At 65.0% G+C, this 15,593-nt stretch carries 12 protein-coding genes; 8 read left to right on the forward strand and 4 right to left on the reverse strand.

Annotated features, from left to right (window positions below):
• Positions 1-21 precede the first annotated feature (21 nt).
• The 5 genes from DB032_RS03050 (at position 22) to DB032_RS03070 (ending at position 5,889) form a co-directional block, all read left to right on the forward strand.
• Entirely contained in the window at positions 22-1,233 is a 1,212-nt protein-coding gene (locus DB032_RS03050) for an MFS transporter (RefSeq protein ID WP_107798195.1), read from the forward strand.
• A 389-nt stretch (positions 1,234-1,622) separates the two neighbouring features.
• A complete protein-coding gene (locus DB032_RS03055) occupies positions 1,623-2,540 on the forward strand; it encodes an alpha/beta fold hydrolase (RefSeq protein ID WP_107798196.1) in 918 nt (305 codons plus the stop codon).
• 59 nt (positions 2,541-2,599) lie between these two features.
• On the forward strand, positions 2,600-3,244 hold the full coding sequence (locus DB032_RS03060) for a 2OG-Fe(II) oxygenase (protein ID WP_107798197.1): 645 nt from the start codon (positions 2,600-2,602) through the stop codon (positions 3,242-3,244).
• 57 nt (positions 3,245-3,301) lie between these two features.
• Positions 3,302-4,402, forward strand: coding sequence for a chorismate synthase (gene aroC / locus DB032_RS03065; RefSeq protein WP_107798198.1), 1,101 nt, complete (start codon positions 3,302-3,304; stop codon positions 4,400-4,402).
• A 50-nt stretch (positions 4,403-4,452) separates the two neighbouring features.
• Positions 4,453-5,889, forward strand: coding sequence for an EAL and HDOD domain-containing protein (locus tag DB032_RS03070; protein ID WP_107798199.1), 1,437 nt, complete (start codon positions 4,453-4,455; stop codon positions 5,887-5,889).
• A gap of 87 nt (positions 5,890-5,976) precedes the next feature.
• On the opposite strand, the gene DB032_RS24325 is transcribed toward DB032_RS03070, so the two are convergent.
• The 3 genes from DB032_RS24325 to DB032_RS03085 form a co-directional block, all read right to left on the reverse strand.
• Positions 5,977-6,498 (reverse strand): hypothetical protein, encoded by a 522-nt coding sequence (locus DB032_RS24325; protein WP_199225796.1) that lies wholly within the window; start codon positions 6,496-6,498, stop codon positions 5,977-5,979.
• 49 nt (positions 6,499-6,547) lie between these two features.
• Positions 6,548-7,732: an FAD-dependent monooxygenase gene (locus tag DB032_RS03080; RefSeq protein WP_107798200.1), complete on the reverse strand. Its 1,185-nt coding sequence runs from the start codon at positions 7,730-7,732 to the stop codon at positions 6,548-6,550.
• Positions 7,733-7,826: 94 nt separating this feature from the next.
• Positions 7,827-8,759, reverse strand: a complete 933-nt coding sequence (locus DB032_RS03085) for a LysR family transcriptional regulator (protein WP_107798201.1) — start codon at positions 8,757-8,759, stop codon at positions 7,827-7,829.
• Positions 8,760-9,087: 328 nt separating this feature from the next.
• Here DB032_RS03085 and DB032_RS03090 point away from each other — a divergent pair, with 328 nt between their 5' ends.
• The 3 genes from DB032_RS03090 (at position 9,088) to adhE (ending at position 13,855) form a co-directional block, all read left to right on the forward strand.
• Positions 9,088-9,471 carry an ester cyclase gene (locus tag DB032_RS03090; protein ID WP_107798202.1) on the forward strand — a complete coding sequence of 128 codons (384 nt, stop codon included), beginning with the start codon at positions 9,088-9,090 and terminating at the stop codon, positions 9,469-9,471.
• A 158-nt stretch (positions 9,472-9,629) separates the two neighbouring features.
• Positions 9,630-10,757 (forward strand): carbonic anhydrase, encoded by a 1,128-nt coding sequence (locus DB032_RS03095; RefSeq protein WP_233246641.1) that lies wholly within the window; start codon positions 9,630-9,632, stop codon positions 10,755-10,757.
• Positions 10,758-11,185: 428 nt separating this feature from the next.
• Positions 11,186-13,855 carry a bifunctional acetaldehyde-CoA/alcohol dehydrogenase gene (gene adhE, locus DB032_RS03100; RefSeq protein WP_107798203.1) on the forward strand — a complete coding sequence of 890 codons (2,670 nt, stop codon included), beginning with the start codon at positions 11,186-11,188 and terminating at the stop codon, positions 13,853-13,855.
• Between the two features lie 60 nt (positions 13,856-13,915).
• Here adhE and DB032_RS03105 read toward each other — a convergent pair whose 3' ends face one another.
• On the reverse strand, positions 13,916-15,313 hold the full coding sequence (locus DB032_RS03105; RefSeq protein WP_107798204.1) for a methyl-accepting chemotaxis protein: 1,398 nt from the start codon (positions 15,311-15,313) through the stop codon (positions 13,916-13,918).
• Positions 15,314-15,593: the final 280 nt, after the last annotated feature.

Consider the following 15,593-nt stretch of genomic DNA (forward strand, 5'->3'; position numbering starts at 1 on the left):
CCTGTTTGCATAGGCCTTGGCATGATTGGCGAAAAAGAAATCCAGGTGCGTTGGCTGCTGGCCGGCTCCTGGTTGTTGACGATGAGCCGGGCGGTGATCGCGCCGCTGCTGGTGCTGACCCTGGGGCGGCAACTGAGCTTGAGCGGCGAGCAGACCGGCCTGCTGCTGGGCGGCGTCTTGCTGCTGTCCGCCTTGATGGGCTTGTACGGCGGCCATTTGCTGGATCGTTGGCCGCGGCGGCCGGTGCTGCTGGGCGCCGCGGCCTTGATCGCGTTGAACTATCTGGTGCTGCCGCTGAGCCAGCAGCTGTGGTGGAGCGCGCTGGCGCTGGCGCTCAGCGAGATCGGCCAGGCGGTGCACAGCATCGCGATCAAGGCCATGATCAGCGATTTGCTGCCGCCGGAGCGGCGCGGCAAGGCCTTTTCCCTGCGTTACACCCTGGCCAACGTCGGCTGGGCGCTGGGGCCCTTGCTGTGCAGCCTGCTGTTGGCTTGGGACGGGAACTGGCCGTTCTGGTGCGCGATCGCGCTGGCCGCGGCCGGCGGAGCGGCGACGCCGCGCGGCCCTTGCGCGCCCAGCCGGGAGGCCGGCGCGCCTGCGCCAGGCTTTTTGGCGACGCTGGGCCGTTTGCGGCAAGACCGGGTGCTGGTCTTGTTCACCCTGAGTTGCGCCTTGGCCAACCTGGTGTACGCGCGTTTTTCCAGCTATCTGCCCCTGTATCTGATGCAGAGCTTGCCGGAGGCCGAGGTGCTGCGCTGGATGTCGGCGCTGATCAGCTGCAACGCGGTCGGCGTGATCTTGCTGCAATACCCGCTGGGCCGGCGGATAGGCGACGCCGGCTTGATGAAGGCCATCGGCGCCGGCTTTCTGCTGCTGGGGCTGGGCACCTTGGGCTTGGGCTGGGTCCCCGGCGGGCTGCTGGGCATGTGCGCGGCGATGCTGGTGTTCACCGTGGGCGAGATCGTGCTGGTGCCGGCCGAATACCTGTACATAGACGCGATCGCGCCGGAGGACTGCAAGGGCGTCTACTACGGCGCGCAGAATCTGGCCAGTCTGGGCGGAGCGCTGGGGCCGATGCTGGCCGGCTGGATGCTGGCCCGCGCGTCCGGCGGGACTTTATTCGCGGCGATGGCGAGCTTGTGCGCGCTGGCCTGGTGGCTGGCGCTGCGCGGCGAGGCCTTGCGGCAGGCCCGGGGCGGCGGCGTGTGGCAGGCTTCGGCCTTGAAGACCTGAGAACCTGTTCAAAGTCTGCTGCGCTTCGTGAAGCGTTGCACGGTGAGTACAAGCTCAAAATGCTCATGTACCACTTGTACACTCCGCTTTTTCGCTCGTTTTCGCCTTGTCTCGCCCTTGCTCGCGAGACTTTGAACAGGCCCTGAGGGCCTGTTTACGATCTGCTGCGCGTCGGCGATACGGCGTTGAAAACGTCTTCAGAATGCTCATTACCACCCGTACATTCCGCTTCTTCAGCCGTGTCCGCCTTGTCTCGCTTTGGCTCGATAGACTTTGAACAGGTTCTGACGCAGGGCGGGCTTTCTCTTTGGCGGCTTTTTTGTCATGATCAAGCGCTTGTTTGAATTGTCGCGCAGACGACGAAGCAGACGCCGATACGAGGAGAAGGCATGGAAAAGCGCCAGCAGGACCGCTTTGTCGCGGTGGGCGGCGAGCAGCTGTATCTGAAACGCATTTATTGCCGCGAGGACGGCCCGCCGGTGCTGTTGTTGCACGGGGTGATGGCCAACGGCCGCACTTTTTACAGCGATTCCGGCAGAGGGCTGGCTCATTACCTGGCCGAGGCCGGCTACGATGTGTTCGTCGCCGATCTGCGGGGCCGCGGCCGCAGCCTGCCCAAGATCAGCCGCGCTTCGCGCCACGGGCAGACCGAGACCATCTGCGAGGATTTGCCGGCGCTGCATCGCCACATCCGCGAACTCAAGAACGGCGCGCCGCTGCATTGGATGGCTCATTCCTGGGGCGGCGTGCATATGTCCAGCTGCCTGATCCGCTTTCCCGAGCTGGCTGAGCAAGTGGCCAGCTTGGTTTACTTCGGCAGCAAGCGCAGCGTGCGGGTGCGCAATCTGAACAAGCTGGTGGAGGTGGACTTCATGTGGAATATCGCCTCGCGGGTCTTGATCCGCCTGTTCGGCTATCTGCCGGCGCGGCGCATCCGGCTGGGGGCGGACGACGAGAGCGACAAGAGCCATCTGCAAAGCAAGCTGTGGGCGCAGCCCAAGCCCTGGGTGGACAGCGACGACGGCTTCGATTACGGCGCCGCCGCCCAAGGCGCCCGTTTGCCGCCGGCCCTGTACTTCGCCGCCGGCCACGATCCCTGCCGCGGCCATCCGGAGGACGTGCGTCGTTTCCGCGACGAATCCGGCCCGCACCTGTCGCGGCTGCGCCTGCTGTCCCGGCGCGTCGGCCATCTGCACGATTACAACCATGTGTCATTATTGACCCATCCTGATGCCATCCGGGACCATTTCCCGCTGGTATTGGCATGGCTGCATGGTGAGTATGATCAGGTCAGCGAAAATTACTGATAAATGACATTTTCCTTGGCGCGCGGCTGTGGTAGAAATCGCGCCTGGGAGAATGAACCATGACACAAGACTTTGAAGTTTCGCCCTATTTGCTAGGGCCCGTTATCGACAACCTTGCCGAACAGGGCTGGGTCGTAGACCGCAGCCTGTTCTCTGCCGAAGACATCCGCCTGCTGCGCGAGGAATGCCTCGTCCACTGGCGGCAGGGCAAGTTCCATGAAGCCGCCGTCGGGCGCGCCGCGCAGCAAAACCGCCGCAGCGAAATCCGTTCCGACTCGGTGCTGTGGCTGGAGCCGGACAACGCCGATTCCGCCGCATCCTTGTATTTCTCCAAGCTGGACGCCGTCCGCCAGGCGGTCAACCAGGCCTTCTACATGGGGCTGGAGGACTTGGAGTCCCACTTCGCCGTGTACCCGCAGGGCGCTTTCTATAAAAAACACCTGGACCGCTTCCGCGACGACGACGCGCGCGCGCTGACCGCGGTGCTCTACCTGAACGACGACTGGCCGGCCGACGCCGGCGGCGAGATGCGGCTTTATCTGGACGAGGACGGCGAGCGCCATGTCGACGTCCGGCCGGAGGCCGGCACCCTGGCGCTGTTTTTATCCGACCGCTTCTGGCACGAGGTGTTGCCGGCCGGCCGGCAGCGTTTGTCCATCACCGGCTGGTTTCGCCGCCGCATGGCGACGGCGGCCGGCTGGTAGGCCGACGGCTCGTGCTAGAATCTTCGCCAAGGATTCCGCATACAAAGGACAGTGAAGATGTCAGGCAATACCATGGGGTTGTTGTTCACGGTGACTTCCTTCGGCGAAAGCCACGGCCCGGCCATTGGCTGCGTGGTGGACGGCTGCCCGCCGGGGCTGGAGATCAGCGAAGCCGACATCCAGGCGGAACTGGACCGGCGCAAGCCCGGCACCAGCCGCCACGTCACCCAGCGCCGCGAGCCGGACGCGGTGGAAATCCTGTCCGGCGTGTACGAGGGCAAGACCACCGGCACGCCGATCGCGCTGCTGATCCGCAACACCGATCAGCGCAGCAAGGACTACGGCAATATCGCCGACACCTTCCGTCCCGGCCATGCGGATTACTGCTATTGGCATAAGTACGGCATCCGCGATCCGCGCGGCGGCGGCCGTTCCTCCGCCCGCGAAACCGCGGTGCGGGTGGCCGCCGGCGCCATCGCCAAGAAATGGCTGCATCAGCGCTACGGCATCGTCATCCGCGGCCACATGAGCCAGATCGGCGAAATCGCCATTCCGTTCAAGAGCTGGGAGCATGTGTCCGGCAACCCCTTCTTCGCCGCCGATCCCGAGGTGGTGCCGCAGCTGGAAAGCTATATGGACAGCGTGCGCAAGAGCCTGGACTCCATCGGCGCGCGGCTGCGGGTGGTGGCTGAAAACGTGCCGGTGGGCTGGGGCGAGCCGGTGTTCGACCGGCTGGACGCCGACATCGCCCACGCGATGATGAGCATCAACGCGGTCAAGGGCGTGGAGATCGGCGCCGGCTTCGGCTGCGTGACCCAGCGCGGCAGCGAGCACGGCGACGAACTGACGCCGCAGGGCTTCGCCAGCAATCACGCCGGCGGCGTGCTCGGCGGCATTTCCACCGGCCAGGACATCGAAGTGTCCATCGCCATCAAGCCGACGTCCTCCATCGCCCAGCCGCGCCGCTCCATAGACAAGCAGGGCCAGCCGCTGACCATGGAAACCCACGGCCGCCACGATCCTTGCGTCGGCATCCGCGCCACGCCGATCGCCGAGGCGATGCTGGCGCTGGTGTTGATCGACCACGCCTTGCGCCATCGCGCGCAATGCGGCGATGTTTCGGTAGATACTCCCAGAATTGCCGGCCGAATCGGCTAGACTGTAAACCGTAAGCCGGGACGACGCCGGCATATCCGGTAGGATGGAACATGCTGAAAAATCTGATCAGCGGCCTGACCGGCCGTATGAAGAAATCTTCGGACTCCTCCAGCGACGAACAGGTCGTGCCCGCGCCGTTCACCGAGCTGGCGCACGACTCGCCGGCCAGCCGGCAGCTGGAAAACGCGCCGCCGCTGGATTTGCCGCCCACCCTGGGCTTTGTTTCGCACCAGCCGGTGATGGACAGGCTGCAAAGGGTGGTGGCTTACGATTTCTTCGTGCGCCAGGGCAAGCGCAATATCGCCGCCGGCAAGCAGCAAGAGTTCGACAGGCTGATGCTCAGCACGCTGCAGAATATGGACATCTTCCGCTTGCTGGCTTTCCGCCGCGCCTTTGTCCATATCTCCATCGACACCCTGGACGAGCCTATGCTGTCGAATATGCCGGCCAGCAGCGTGATCTTCGTGCTGGAGCCGTCGCAGACCGGTTCGGTGTCCGAAGAGATGATCCGGCAGCTGGACGCGCTCAAGCAAAAAGCGATGCGCTTCGCGCTGGAGCCGGCCGGCTACGATCCGGGCAGCCTGCCGGCGCACCTGCAGAACGATTTGTTCAGCCGCATGGACTTCATGATCCTGGACTTCGACGCGCCGTCCGGCAAGGTGCTGGAGCCCATTCTGGATCAACTGCCCAAGCGTTATCCCACTGTGCGCTGGATGGCGCGCAACGTCGGCACCGCCGAGGATCTGGACGTCTGTCTGCGCGGGCCGGGGCATAATCGTTTCGCCTTGTTCCACGGCCCCTTCATCGCCACCGTGCGCGCGCTGGAGGGCGGCAAGGTGGACGCCAGCCAGACCCGGGTGCTGCAAATCATGCGCATGTTGCGCGCCAATGCCGAAGCCGCCGAGATCGAGACCCAGTTCAAGCTGGACTCGGTGCTGCTGTTCAAACTGCTGCGTTTCATGAATTCGCCGGTGCACGGTTTGTCGCGCAAGGTGCAGACCATAGAGGAAACCCTGCTGCTGCTGGGCCGGGAAACCTTGTTCAAGTGGCTGTCCATGCTGTTGTTCACCGCGCGCAAGGACGACGGCACCGCGGTGTCGCTGCTGGAAAAGTCGCTGATCCGCGCCCGCCTGCTGGAGCGCATGGGCAGCTATCGCGGCAACCGGGTGGAGGCCGAACATCTGTTCCTCACCGGCATGTTCTCCATGCTGGACGTTTTGCTCGGGGTGCCGTTTCCCGATGTGCTGGACCCGCTGGAGCTGGCCTCGCCGGTGCGCGAGGCGGTGGTGGAGCGCCGCGGCATGTTCGCGCCCTTCCTGGCGATGGCGCTGGCCTGCGAGCAGGGCGACACCGAGCAGATCGAAGCCTTGGCCAAGGTGCTGGATTTCGAGGTGGAATTGGTCAACCAGTACTATATGGACGCCGCGGTGTGGGCGCAGGTGGTCTTGCGCGACAGCGAAGTCCACAACAATGTGGAGGCGGTTTGAGGGCCTGTTCCAAATCAGGCATGACGGCGCGCTGACAGCAAACAGGCCGCATCCTCGGATGCGGCCTGTTTGCTTTCCTGTGCTTGTTTATTGGCTGTTGCCGGCCGGAGCCTGTCCCTGAGCGGCCGCATCGTCGGCGCCCGGCGCCGCGCGGCGGTCTCCCGGCGGTTCCCCATGGGGCGAGCCGGTAGGCGCGTTGCCGGGGGCCGCGCCGTGTTGAGGGCCGCCGTTGGCGTTGCCGGGAGCATGACCGCCGCCCTGTGGGCCGCCGTCATGGTTGCCGCCGCCCTCGTGTCCACCGCCGGCGCCGCCTCCCTCATGTCCGCTGCCGCCGGAACCTCCGCCGCCGCCCTCGTGTCCACCGCCACCGCCACCGCCACCGCCACCGCCACCGCCACCGCCACCGCCACCGCCACCGCCACCGCCACCGCCACCAGCCTGGCTGAGCAGCGGCCCGTGGGCAGGCGAGAAGGACCAGGCGGGGGAGGAAAGGGCGCCGAGCGCGTAAAGCAGCGCCGCCAGCAATGTCAGACGTGTCATGGAAGCCTCCTTGAGCGATGGCCGGCCCGCCGCGACGGCGGCGCTGATGAGGGCCAGACGCTTCAGCATAGCCGCCAAGGGGCGATGACGCCGGCCGCTCAAGGAGGCGCCGCCGGCGTCAGCCGCCTTTCAAGCCCAGCGCGTAGCGTATCGCTTCGCGTTTCAGCGGGCCGGCGTGGTTGGCCACGCGCATCCCCAGCTTGCGCGCCAGCCGCAGCGGGGCGATATCGTTGCCGAAGCCGTAGCAGAAGGCGTCCATCGCGGTCTGCATCGCCAGATTGGCCGGCTTGCGCGCGCGCTGGTAGCGTTGCAGCGCGCCGACGGCGGCGAAGTCCCGGCCTTGGGCCGCGGCTTCCCGTATCACCTCGGCCAGCTTGGCCGCGTCCTGGAAGCCCAGGTTCACGCCCTGGCCGGCCAAGGGGTGGATGGTGTGGGCGGCGTCGCCCACCAGGGCCACGCCGTCCTTGACGTAGTGCTGCGCGTGGCGGCGGGTCAGCGCGAAGCTGCCCTTGGCCACGATGCGGCGGATCGCGCCCAGCTTGCGGGGGAAGGCGGCGTGAAAGGCCGCGGCCAGCTCGGCCTCGTCCAGCGCCAGCAGCCGCTGGACGTCCGGCGGACGGTGATACCAGACCAGCGAGCCGTATTCGCCGGTCAGCGGCAAAAAGGCTTGCGGGCCGGTGGGGGTGAAGCGTTGCCAGGTGATGTCCTGCTGCGTTTGCTCTTGCTCGCAGCAAGCCACCAGCGCGTGCATGGGATAGTCCCAACTGGTGACGCCGATGCCGGCGGCGTCGCGCACCGACGAGCGCGCGCCGTCGGCGGCGATCAGCAAGCGGGCGCTCAATTGACGGCCGTCTTCCAGCTCCACGCGGGAGGCGAAGGGCTGGTAGACGATGCGGCGGATGGCGGCCGGGGCCAGGTAGTCGATGTCCGGCCGCTGCCGCAGGGCCTGGGTGGCGGCCAGTTGCACCACCCGGTTTTCCACGATGTGGCCGAGCGCGGCCTCGCCGGCCTCCTCGGCGGTGAACAGCGTGCCGTCGGCTTCTTCGCCCTCCCACACCTGCATGCGCAGATAGGGGGCCGCGCGCATCGCCAGCACCGCGTCCCAGGCGCCGATGCCGGCCAGAAAGCGAGCCGAGGCCGGACTGATCGCCGAAACCCGCAGATCCGGCGGCTGGGCCGCGTCGAACGGGGCGGGCGGCGCTTGCTCCAGCACCGCAATGCTCAGGCCGTGGCCGGACAGCGCGGCGGCCAGCGCCGAGCCCACCATGCCGCCGCCGACGATGAGAATATCGCTGTATTGCATAAATCCCTTTCCAATCGTTTGCCCGCGCCTTTCGCCGAGCGCCGGGTCGCGCGCCAGCATAGCCCAGGGGAGGCGCCGCGCGTCTTGGCCTGGATCAAGCCGTTTGCGGTTCCGCCGCCAGCAGCGCGCGCAGCCGCGGCACCACGTGCTGGACGAAGATCTCGTTCTTGCGCGGCAGCGGGTGACGGTAAGGGTAGACCAGGAAGGCCGGCCAGCAATCGTGGCTCCAGCCCGGCAGCACCGGCACCAACTGGCCGGTGGCGAGAAAGCTGCTGGCCACGTAATGGGGCAGCAGCGCCAGTCCGCAGCTGGCCACCGCGCCGGACACCAGCGGCGAATACTGATTGCAGCTGAGCACCGGCCGCACCGGCATGCGCACATAGACGCCGTCCTTCTCCAGCGCCCATTCCACCGCCTCGCTGGGCGCCTTGCTGGAATCGTAGAGCACGCGGTGCAGGCACAGGTCTTCCGGGTGTTCCAGCCTGGGCGCCTGGGCCAGGTAGCCGGGCGAGGCGTAGACGGTCTCGCGCATGAAGCCCAGCGGTTTGGCCACCAGTCCGTCGTCGTAGACATTGCGTGTGCGCACGCAAAAATCCAGCCCTTCCGCCACCGGGTCTTGCAGCCGGTTCTCCACTTGCAGCTGCATCTCCAGCCCCGGGTATTGATTGGACAGCTCGGACAGGATGGGGACCAGCAGGAACTGGGCGAAGGCGGACGCGGAGCTGATCACCAGCGGCCCTTCCACGCAATCCTGCACATTGCCGACGTCGCCGCGCACCCGGTCCAGCATCTCGCGCAGCTGGCGCGCGTGCACGGCCAGCCGCTGGCCGGCCTCGGTCAGCGCCACGCGCCGGGTATTGCGCAGCACCAGCACCGCGCCCAGCTCCAGCTCCAGTTGCTTGACCAATTGGCTGACGCGGCTTTTGGCGCAGCCGAGCGCGTCGGCCGCCGCGGTGAAACTGCCGTGGCGGGCCAGCGCGTCGAAGGCCAGCAGAGCATCCGGAGAGGGAGGGTGGTTTGTTTTCATTTCAGAACAGTGTGTGGATATTTCACGGATTTTATTGTATGCGCATGTAGATTAGCATGCTTGCGTGATCAATAGCAGAACAATTGGAGCGCATCATGGCATTGGGAGCCTGGGGGGCGTGGAGTCGATTCTGGGGGCGGCTGGGCCGTTTGTGGTGGCAGGGCATGCAAGCCCACACGCGGCGGGCGTTGCGCGATGAAACGGAGGCGCTGGAGCGGGCGAGGTGCGCGGCGTCGAACGGAGGGCGGCAGTGCGCCAATCCGGTGGATTGCGCGCGGAACCGACGGGTGTTTCATTGACCGTGATGTCGAATCGAGGAGAAACGAAAATGCAGGATACCAGAGCGGTAGTGACAGGGTTTTTGAAGGAGGTGCGTTCCGGACGCAATCCGGACGCGGCCGGCGATTATCTGGCGCCCAAGGTATTGGCGCATCAATTGGTGGCGGAGTCGCCGCATACGCTGGAGCGCAGCCCGGCCGACTACGCCGCCCATGTGCGGGACTTCCTGCGCGACTACGGCGCCTTTGAACTGAGGGTGGACGAATTGCTGGTGGACGGAGACAAGGCTTACGCGCGCTGGACCCAGTTGGGACATGACCTGGCCGGCCTGGACGGCCGCCCGCCCAGCGGCGAGCCGCTGCGCCAGATCGGCAGCGCCTGCTACCGGGTGGCGAATGGCCGCATTGTCGAGTACTGGATACAAAGCAGCTGAGCCGCCGGCGCCGTTTGCATGTTGAACGGCGTTAATTTAACTTATTGTCATTTTTTTGGGCTAATTACCGGTCAATTAATATCGTCTTTCAGTTTTATCAAACATAGCCGATATTGCATAAATATAATGACCGCCAAGATGACAATAAGGAGTGGTAAATGGGGATGCTTGGACGCAAGCGCCGACTGGCGCTTTGTCTCTTGTTGTTGACGGCCCAGGCTTGGGCGGAGGAGGCGGCGCCGGCCGAAGGGTCTCAGCCCAAGACGGTGATCAAGCTGCCGCTGAAGTTGAAGCCGGCGGCGCCGGAAGCCCACAAGGCGGAGCCGGCCAAGCCGGCCGCGCCGGCGGCGGAACACAAGACCGAGGCCAAGCCCGCCGCCAAGGCGGAGGCCAAAGCGGAGGCCAAGCCGGAGGCGAAGCACGCGGAAGCCAAACCGGCGGAGGCCAAGCCTGCTGAAGCCAAACACGCCGAGGCCAAACCGCCGGAAAAAATGGAACCGGCGGTGAAGATGGCGCCGCCGCCGGCGGCCAAGAATTTGAGCGAACCCAGCCCGGAAGTGCACGCGCCGGTGAAAAAGCGCCGCGTGGTCAAGCCCAAGCGCAAGGCGGTTGCTGCCGAGCACGGCGACGCGCACGCCGGCGCGCATTTGGCCTCCGAGGCCCAGCAAGTGCGCGGCGTGGTGGAGACCATAGTCGAAGCCAACGCCCGCTATATGAAGGCGCACGACAAAGCCTATTTTGAGCGCTTCGCCGAGCATCAGAGCCCGCGCGCCACCGTGGTGACTTGCTCGGATTCCCGGGTGCAAACCAATGCCTTCCACGGCGACGCGGTCAACGATCTGTTCATGGTGCGGGACATCGGCAATCAATTGGCCACCGCCGAGGGTTCGGTCGAATACGGGGTGAGGCATTTGCATACCCCCTTGCTGATCATCATCGGCCATGCCGCCTGCGGCGCAATCAAGGCCGCCTCCGGCGACTACGGCGGGCTGGAGCCGGCAATCCGCAAAGAGCTGTCCACCATCGACATTCCCAAGGGCATAGACCCCACCAACGGCGCGCTGCTGAACGTCAACAATCAGGTGGAAACCGCGATCATGACCTACGCCGGCGAGGTGGAGGCGGGCAAGCTGGCGGTGCTGGGCGCGTTCTACGACTTCCGCAACGATCTGAAGCAAGGCTACGGCAAGCTGGTGATCACCAATCTGAACGGCGAGACCGATCCGGCCAAGATCCGCGAAATGAGCCGCGCCGGCCAGTTCTTCAAATACAGTTTCATGAAATAGCGGCGCGGCGCATTTCCGCTTCGCCCATGGCCGCCGACAGGCGGCCATTCTATTTGCGCGGCGTCGGCGCGGTAGCGTCGCCGTTACAGCCGATGCGCGCGCTTTTCCCCTCATGATTCCGGTTGTGACATTTTTTCTCCGCTTAATCCGTATTTGTTTGGCAATGCGCAAAAACGAATATCGTTTTTTCGCTTAGCATGGACTTATTGATGCCGCCGCTATGGTTTCGCGTTTGCGGGCGACAGGGTTTTTCGGTGTTGAAAGCGTATCGCTGTAATGCGCTTGCTACAAAAAAGTTTTGAAGCGATGAGAATGGGCGGTGAATGGACAATATTATTGTCTAGATTTTATTTTCATAAATGAAAGTAAAATGTCGCTAATTAGTCATTCTCTCGCTGCGACAGGTTTAACTGTTTGGGAGACTTGAAATGACCGTTGGCAATGAACTGGAACTGGACGCGCTGGTGGCGCGGGTGAAAAAGGCGCAGGCCGCGTTTGCCGGCTTCAGCCAGGAGCAGGTGGACCACATCTTCCGCTCCGCGGCGCTGGCCGCCGCGGACGCGCGGATACCGCTGGCCAAGATGGCGGTGGCGGAAACCGGCATGGGCGTGCTGGAGGACAAGGTGATCAAAAACCACTTCGCCTCCGAATACATCTACAACAAGTACAAGGACGATAAAACCTGCGGCGTGCTGGCCGAGGACGACACCTTCGGCACCATCACCATCGCCGAGCCCATCGGTCTGATCTGCGGCATCGTGCCCACCACCAATCCCACTTCCACCGCCATCTTCAAGGCGCTGATCTCCTTGAAAACGCGCAACGGCATCATTTTCTCGCCGCATCCGCGCGCCAAGCGTTCCACTTGCGAGGCGGCGCGGCTGGTGTTGCAGGCGGCGGTGGCGGCCGGCGCGCCGCCGGACATCATAGGCTGGATAGACGAGCCCTCGGTGGCGCTGTCCAATCAGCTGATGCACCACCCCGACCTCAATCTGATCCTGGCCACCGGCGGGCCGGGCATGGTGCGCGCCGCCTATTCTTCCGGCAAGCCCGCCATCGGAGTGGGCGCCGGCAACACCCCGGCGGTGATAGACGAGACTGCCGACATCAAGCGCGCCGTCGCCTCCATCCTGATGTCCAAGACTTTCGACAACGGCGTGGTCTGCGCGTCCGAGCAGTCCGTCATCATCGTCGATGAAATCTACGAGGCGGTGCGCGAGCGCTTCGCCAAGCACGGCGGCTACATCCTGTCCAAGCGCGAAGCGGAGGCGGTGCGCAAGGTGATTCTGCAGGACGGCAGCCTCAACGCCGCCATCGTCGGCCAGAGCGCGGCCAAGATCGCCGCGATGGCCGGCATCGAAGCGCCGCCGGCCACCAAGGTGCTGATCGGCGAAGTCAGCGATGTGTCCGCCGCCGAGGCCTTTGCGCATGAAAAGCTGTCGCCGACGCTGGCGATGTACCGCGCCGGCGATTTCATCGACGCCTGCGACAAGGCCGCGGCGCTGGTGGCGATGGGCGGCATCGGCCACACCTCGGCGCTGTACACCGACCAGGATCTGCAAGGCGAGCGCATCCGCTACTTCGGCGACAAGATGAAGACCGCGCGCATCCTGATCAATACGCCGTCGTCCCAAGGCGGCATCGGCGACCTCTACAACTTCAGCCTGGCGCCGTCGCTGACGCTGGGCTGCGGCTCCTGGGGCGGCAACTCGATCTCGGAGAACGTCGGCCCCAAGCACCTGATCAACAAGAAAACCGTGGCCAAGAGGGCGGAGAACATGTTGTGGCATAAGCTGCCCAAGTCGATTTACTTCCGCCGCGGCTGCCTGCCGGTGGCCTTGGAGGATCTGTCCGGCAAACGCCGCTGTCTGATCGTCACCGGCCAGTATCTGTTCGACAACGGCTTCGTCGACGAGCCCATCCGCCTGCTGAAGAAAATGGGTCTGGAGGTGGAAGTGTTCTTCGAGGTGCCGGCCGATCCCACGCTGGCGGTGGTGCGCAAGGGCGCGGACCTGGCCCACGCCTTCAAGCCGGACGTGATCATGGCCTTGGGCGGCGGTTCGCCCATGGACGCGGCCAAGATCATCTGGGTGATGTACGAACACCCGGAAGTGCATTTCGAAGACCTGGCGCTGCGCTTCATGGACATCCGCAAACGGATCTACCAGTTCCCCAAACTGGGGCGCAAGGCGGAGTTGGTGGCTGTGCCCACCACCTCCGGCACCGGTTCGGAAGTGACGCCGTTCGCCGTGGTCACCGACGAGAACACCGGGGTCAAATACCCGATCGCCGACTACGAGCTGACGCCGAACATGGCGATTGTCGACGCCAATCTGGTGATGAATATGCCCAAGTCGCTGACCGCCTTCGGCGGCATCGACGCGGTGACCCACGCGCTGGAGGCCTACGCCTCGGTGATGGCCAACGAGTATTCCGACCCTCAGGCCTTGCAGGCCTTGAAGATGCTCAAGGACTATCTGCCGTCCGCCTACCGCAACGGCGCCGGAGACCCCAAGGCGCGCGAGCAGGTGCACAACGCCGCCACCATCGCCGGCATCGCCTTCGCCAACGCCTTCCTCGGCGTCTGCCACTCGATGGCGCACAAGATAGGCGCCGAGTTCGGCCTGGCCCACGGTCTGGCCAACGCGCTCTTGATCAGCAATGTGATCCGCTACAACGCGGCCGACGTGCCGACCAAGCAGACCGCCTTCAGCCAGTACGATCGGCCCAAGAGCGTGGCGCGCTACGCTGAAATCGCCCGCCATCTGGGCCTGGAAGCCAGCCGCGACCACGAGCGGGTGGAGAAGCTGATCGAGTGGGTGGACGAGCTCAAGCGCACGCTGGACATTCCGGCGTCCATCCAGGCCGCCGGCGTGGCCGAGGCGGATTTCCTGGCCAAGGTGGACTTGCTGGCGGAAGCCGCCTTTGACGACCAGTGCACCGGCGCCAACCCGCGCTATCCGCTGATCAGCGAACTGAAGCAGCTGCTGTTGGACAGCTATTACGGCCGCGCCTACAAGGAAAGCTGGGAGCGCGAAGCGGGCGCCGAAGCCAAGTCCGAGGCGCGCCCGGCCAAGGGCAAGCTCAAGGCGGTGTGAGTCCCGCCGCCGTCCGTCAAGCCGCCGCGCCTCAGCCCGGCGGCTTTTTCACGGCGCGGCTCAGTACTTGAAATAACCTATGGTCTGCGCCAGCTCCACCGCCTGCTCGCTCATGCCGCGCGCGGTGGCGGTCAGCTGTTCCGACGCCGCGGCGTTGGCCTGCATGGAACGGCTGATTTCGCTGACGCCCTGATTGATCTGTTCCACCCGCTGCGCCTGCTGGTTGGAGGACTGATTGATTTCCTGCACGAAGCTGGCGGTGCTCTGTATCGTCGGCAACATCTGATTGAACAGTTCGCCCGCGTGTTCGGCGCGGCGCACGCTGCTTTGCGTCAGCTGGCTGATTTCCTTGGCCGCCTGCTGGCTGCGCGCCGCCAGCTTGCGCACTTCGCCGGCCACCACCGCGAAACCGCGGCCGTGTTCGCCGGCGCGCGCCGCCTCAATCGCCGCGTTCAGCGCCAGCAGATTGGTCTGGTAGGCGATGTCGTCGATGATCAGCACCTTGTTGGCGATGTCCCACATCGCGGCGATGGTCTCGTCCACCGCCTGGCCGCCGGCCGCCGCGTGCCTGCTGCTGTCGCTGGCCATCTGATCCGTGGTGCGGGCGTCGTCCCGGTTCTTCCACACGAAGGCGGAAATCTGTTCCAGGCTGGCGCTGTTCTTGTCGATGTTGTTGGCCTGCTCCGACGCTTGCTGGCTCAGGGTGTCCACCGCCTGGCTGATCTGGCGCGCGGCGTTGGCCAGGTCCGAGGAAAAAGCGTCGATATGCGCCAGAATGCCGGCCAGCTTGGCGACCAGCCGGCGAGTGGATTCGGCCAGATCGCCCAGTTCGTCCTGGCTGGCGTAGCGCGGCGGCGCGGTCAGATCGCCGTCGGCGATGGCGTGCAGCGCCTGGCTCACCTCGCGGATGGGCCGGTGCAGCAGGCGGCGCACCAGCAGGGACAGCACCAGGACGGTGACCAGGTCCAGCAGCAGGATTTCCGCCGTCACCCGCCACAGCACCGCGCGCAGTTTCTCGCGGATTTCTTCCGTGGACACTTGCAGGCTCAGCTTGCCGACGACGCGCGCGGTCGCGCCGTCGTGAAAGACCACGGCGCGTTCGCGCGTCAGGTCCGCGTCCGGCGCCGGAGCGGCGCCGCGCAGCAGCGAGCCGTCGGCCTCGCGGCGGTAGCCGGCGAAGGGAACGCCGTTGGCGTCGCGGACGAACACGCCGCGGAGCGCGCATTTGCCCATCTCAGCCTCCAGCACCCGCAAGCCTTGGGCGCTGTCGAAATTCCACATGGGTCCGGCCAGATTCGCCGCCAGCCGCGCGCTGATCGCGGCGATTTCTCCGTCCAGTTCCTGACGCAGTTCCTGTTGGGTGCGCCAATAGTCCAGCGCGCCGAAGGCCGCCAGCAGGGCGGACATGATGAGCATGAAGGCCAGGTTGAGCTTCAGGCTGATGCTGTGGTGCCGCATGGGTGCATGCTCCCGGCTCGATAAACCGATTCAACGCTTTATTGATAGCACCTGTCGGCTTGGGCCGGGCCGCCGGATGCCGGCGGCGGAAACGGCGGCGGGGCTTGCGTTAAATCCTTATGGCATTAAGCGGGGACGCTTGATCACAAAGCGTCGCGTTTATGCCTTTTGCGCGCATGTATATTCTGAAACATGACATGACAAGGGTCTTGAGGTAATCTCGACCCCCATGTGTTATGGGCCATAACGACAATCCAAAGCCATAGCACCGGCGGCGGCG

The organism is Chromobacterium sp. Panama (assembly GCF_003052555.1).
Classification (GTDB): domain Bacteria; phylum Pseudomonadota; class Gammaproteobacteria; order Burkholderiales; family Chromobacteriaceae; genus Chromobacterium.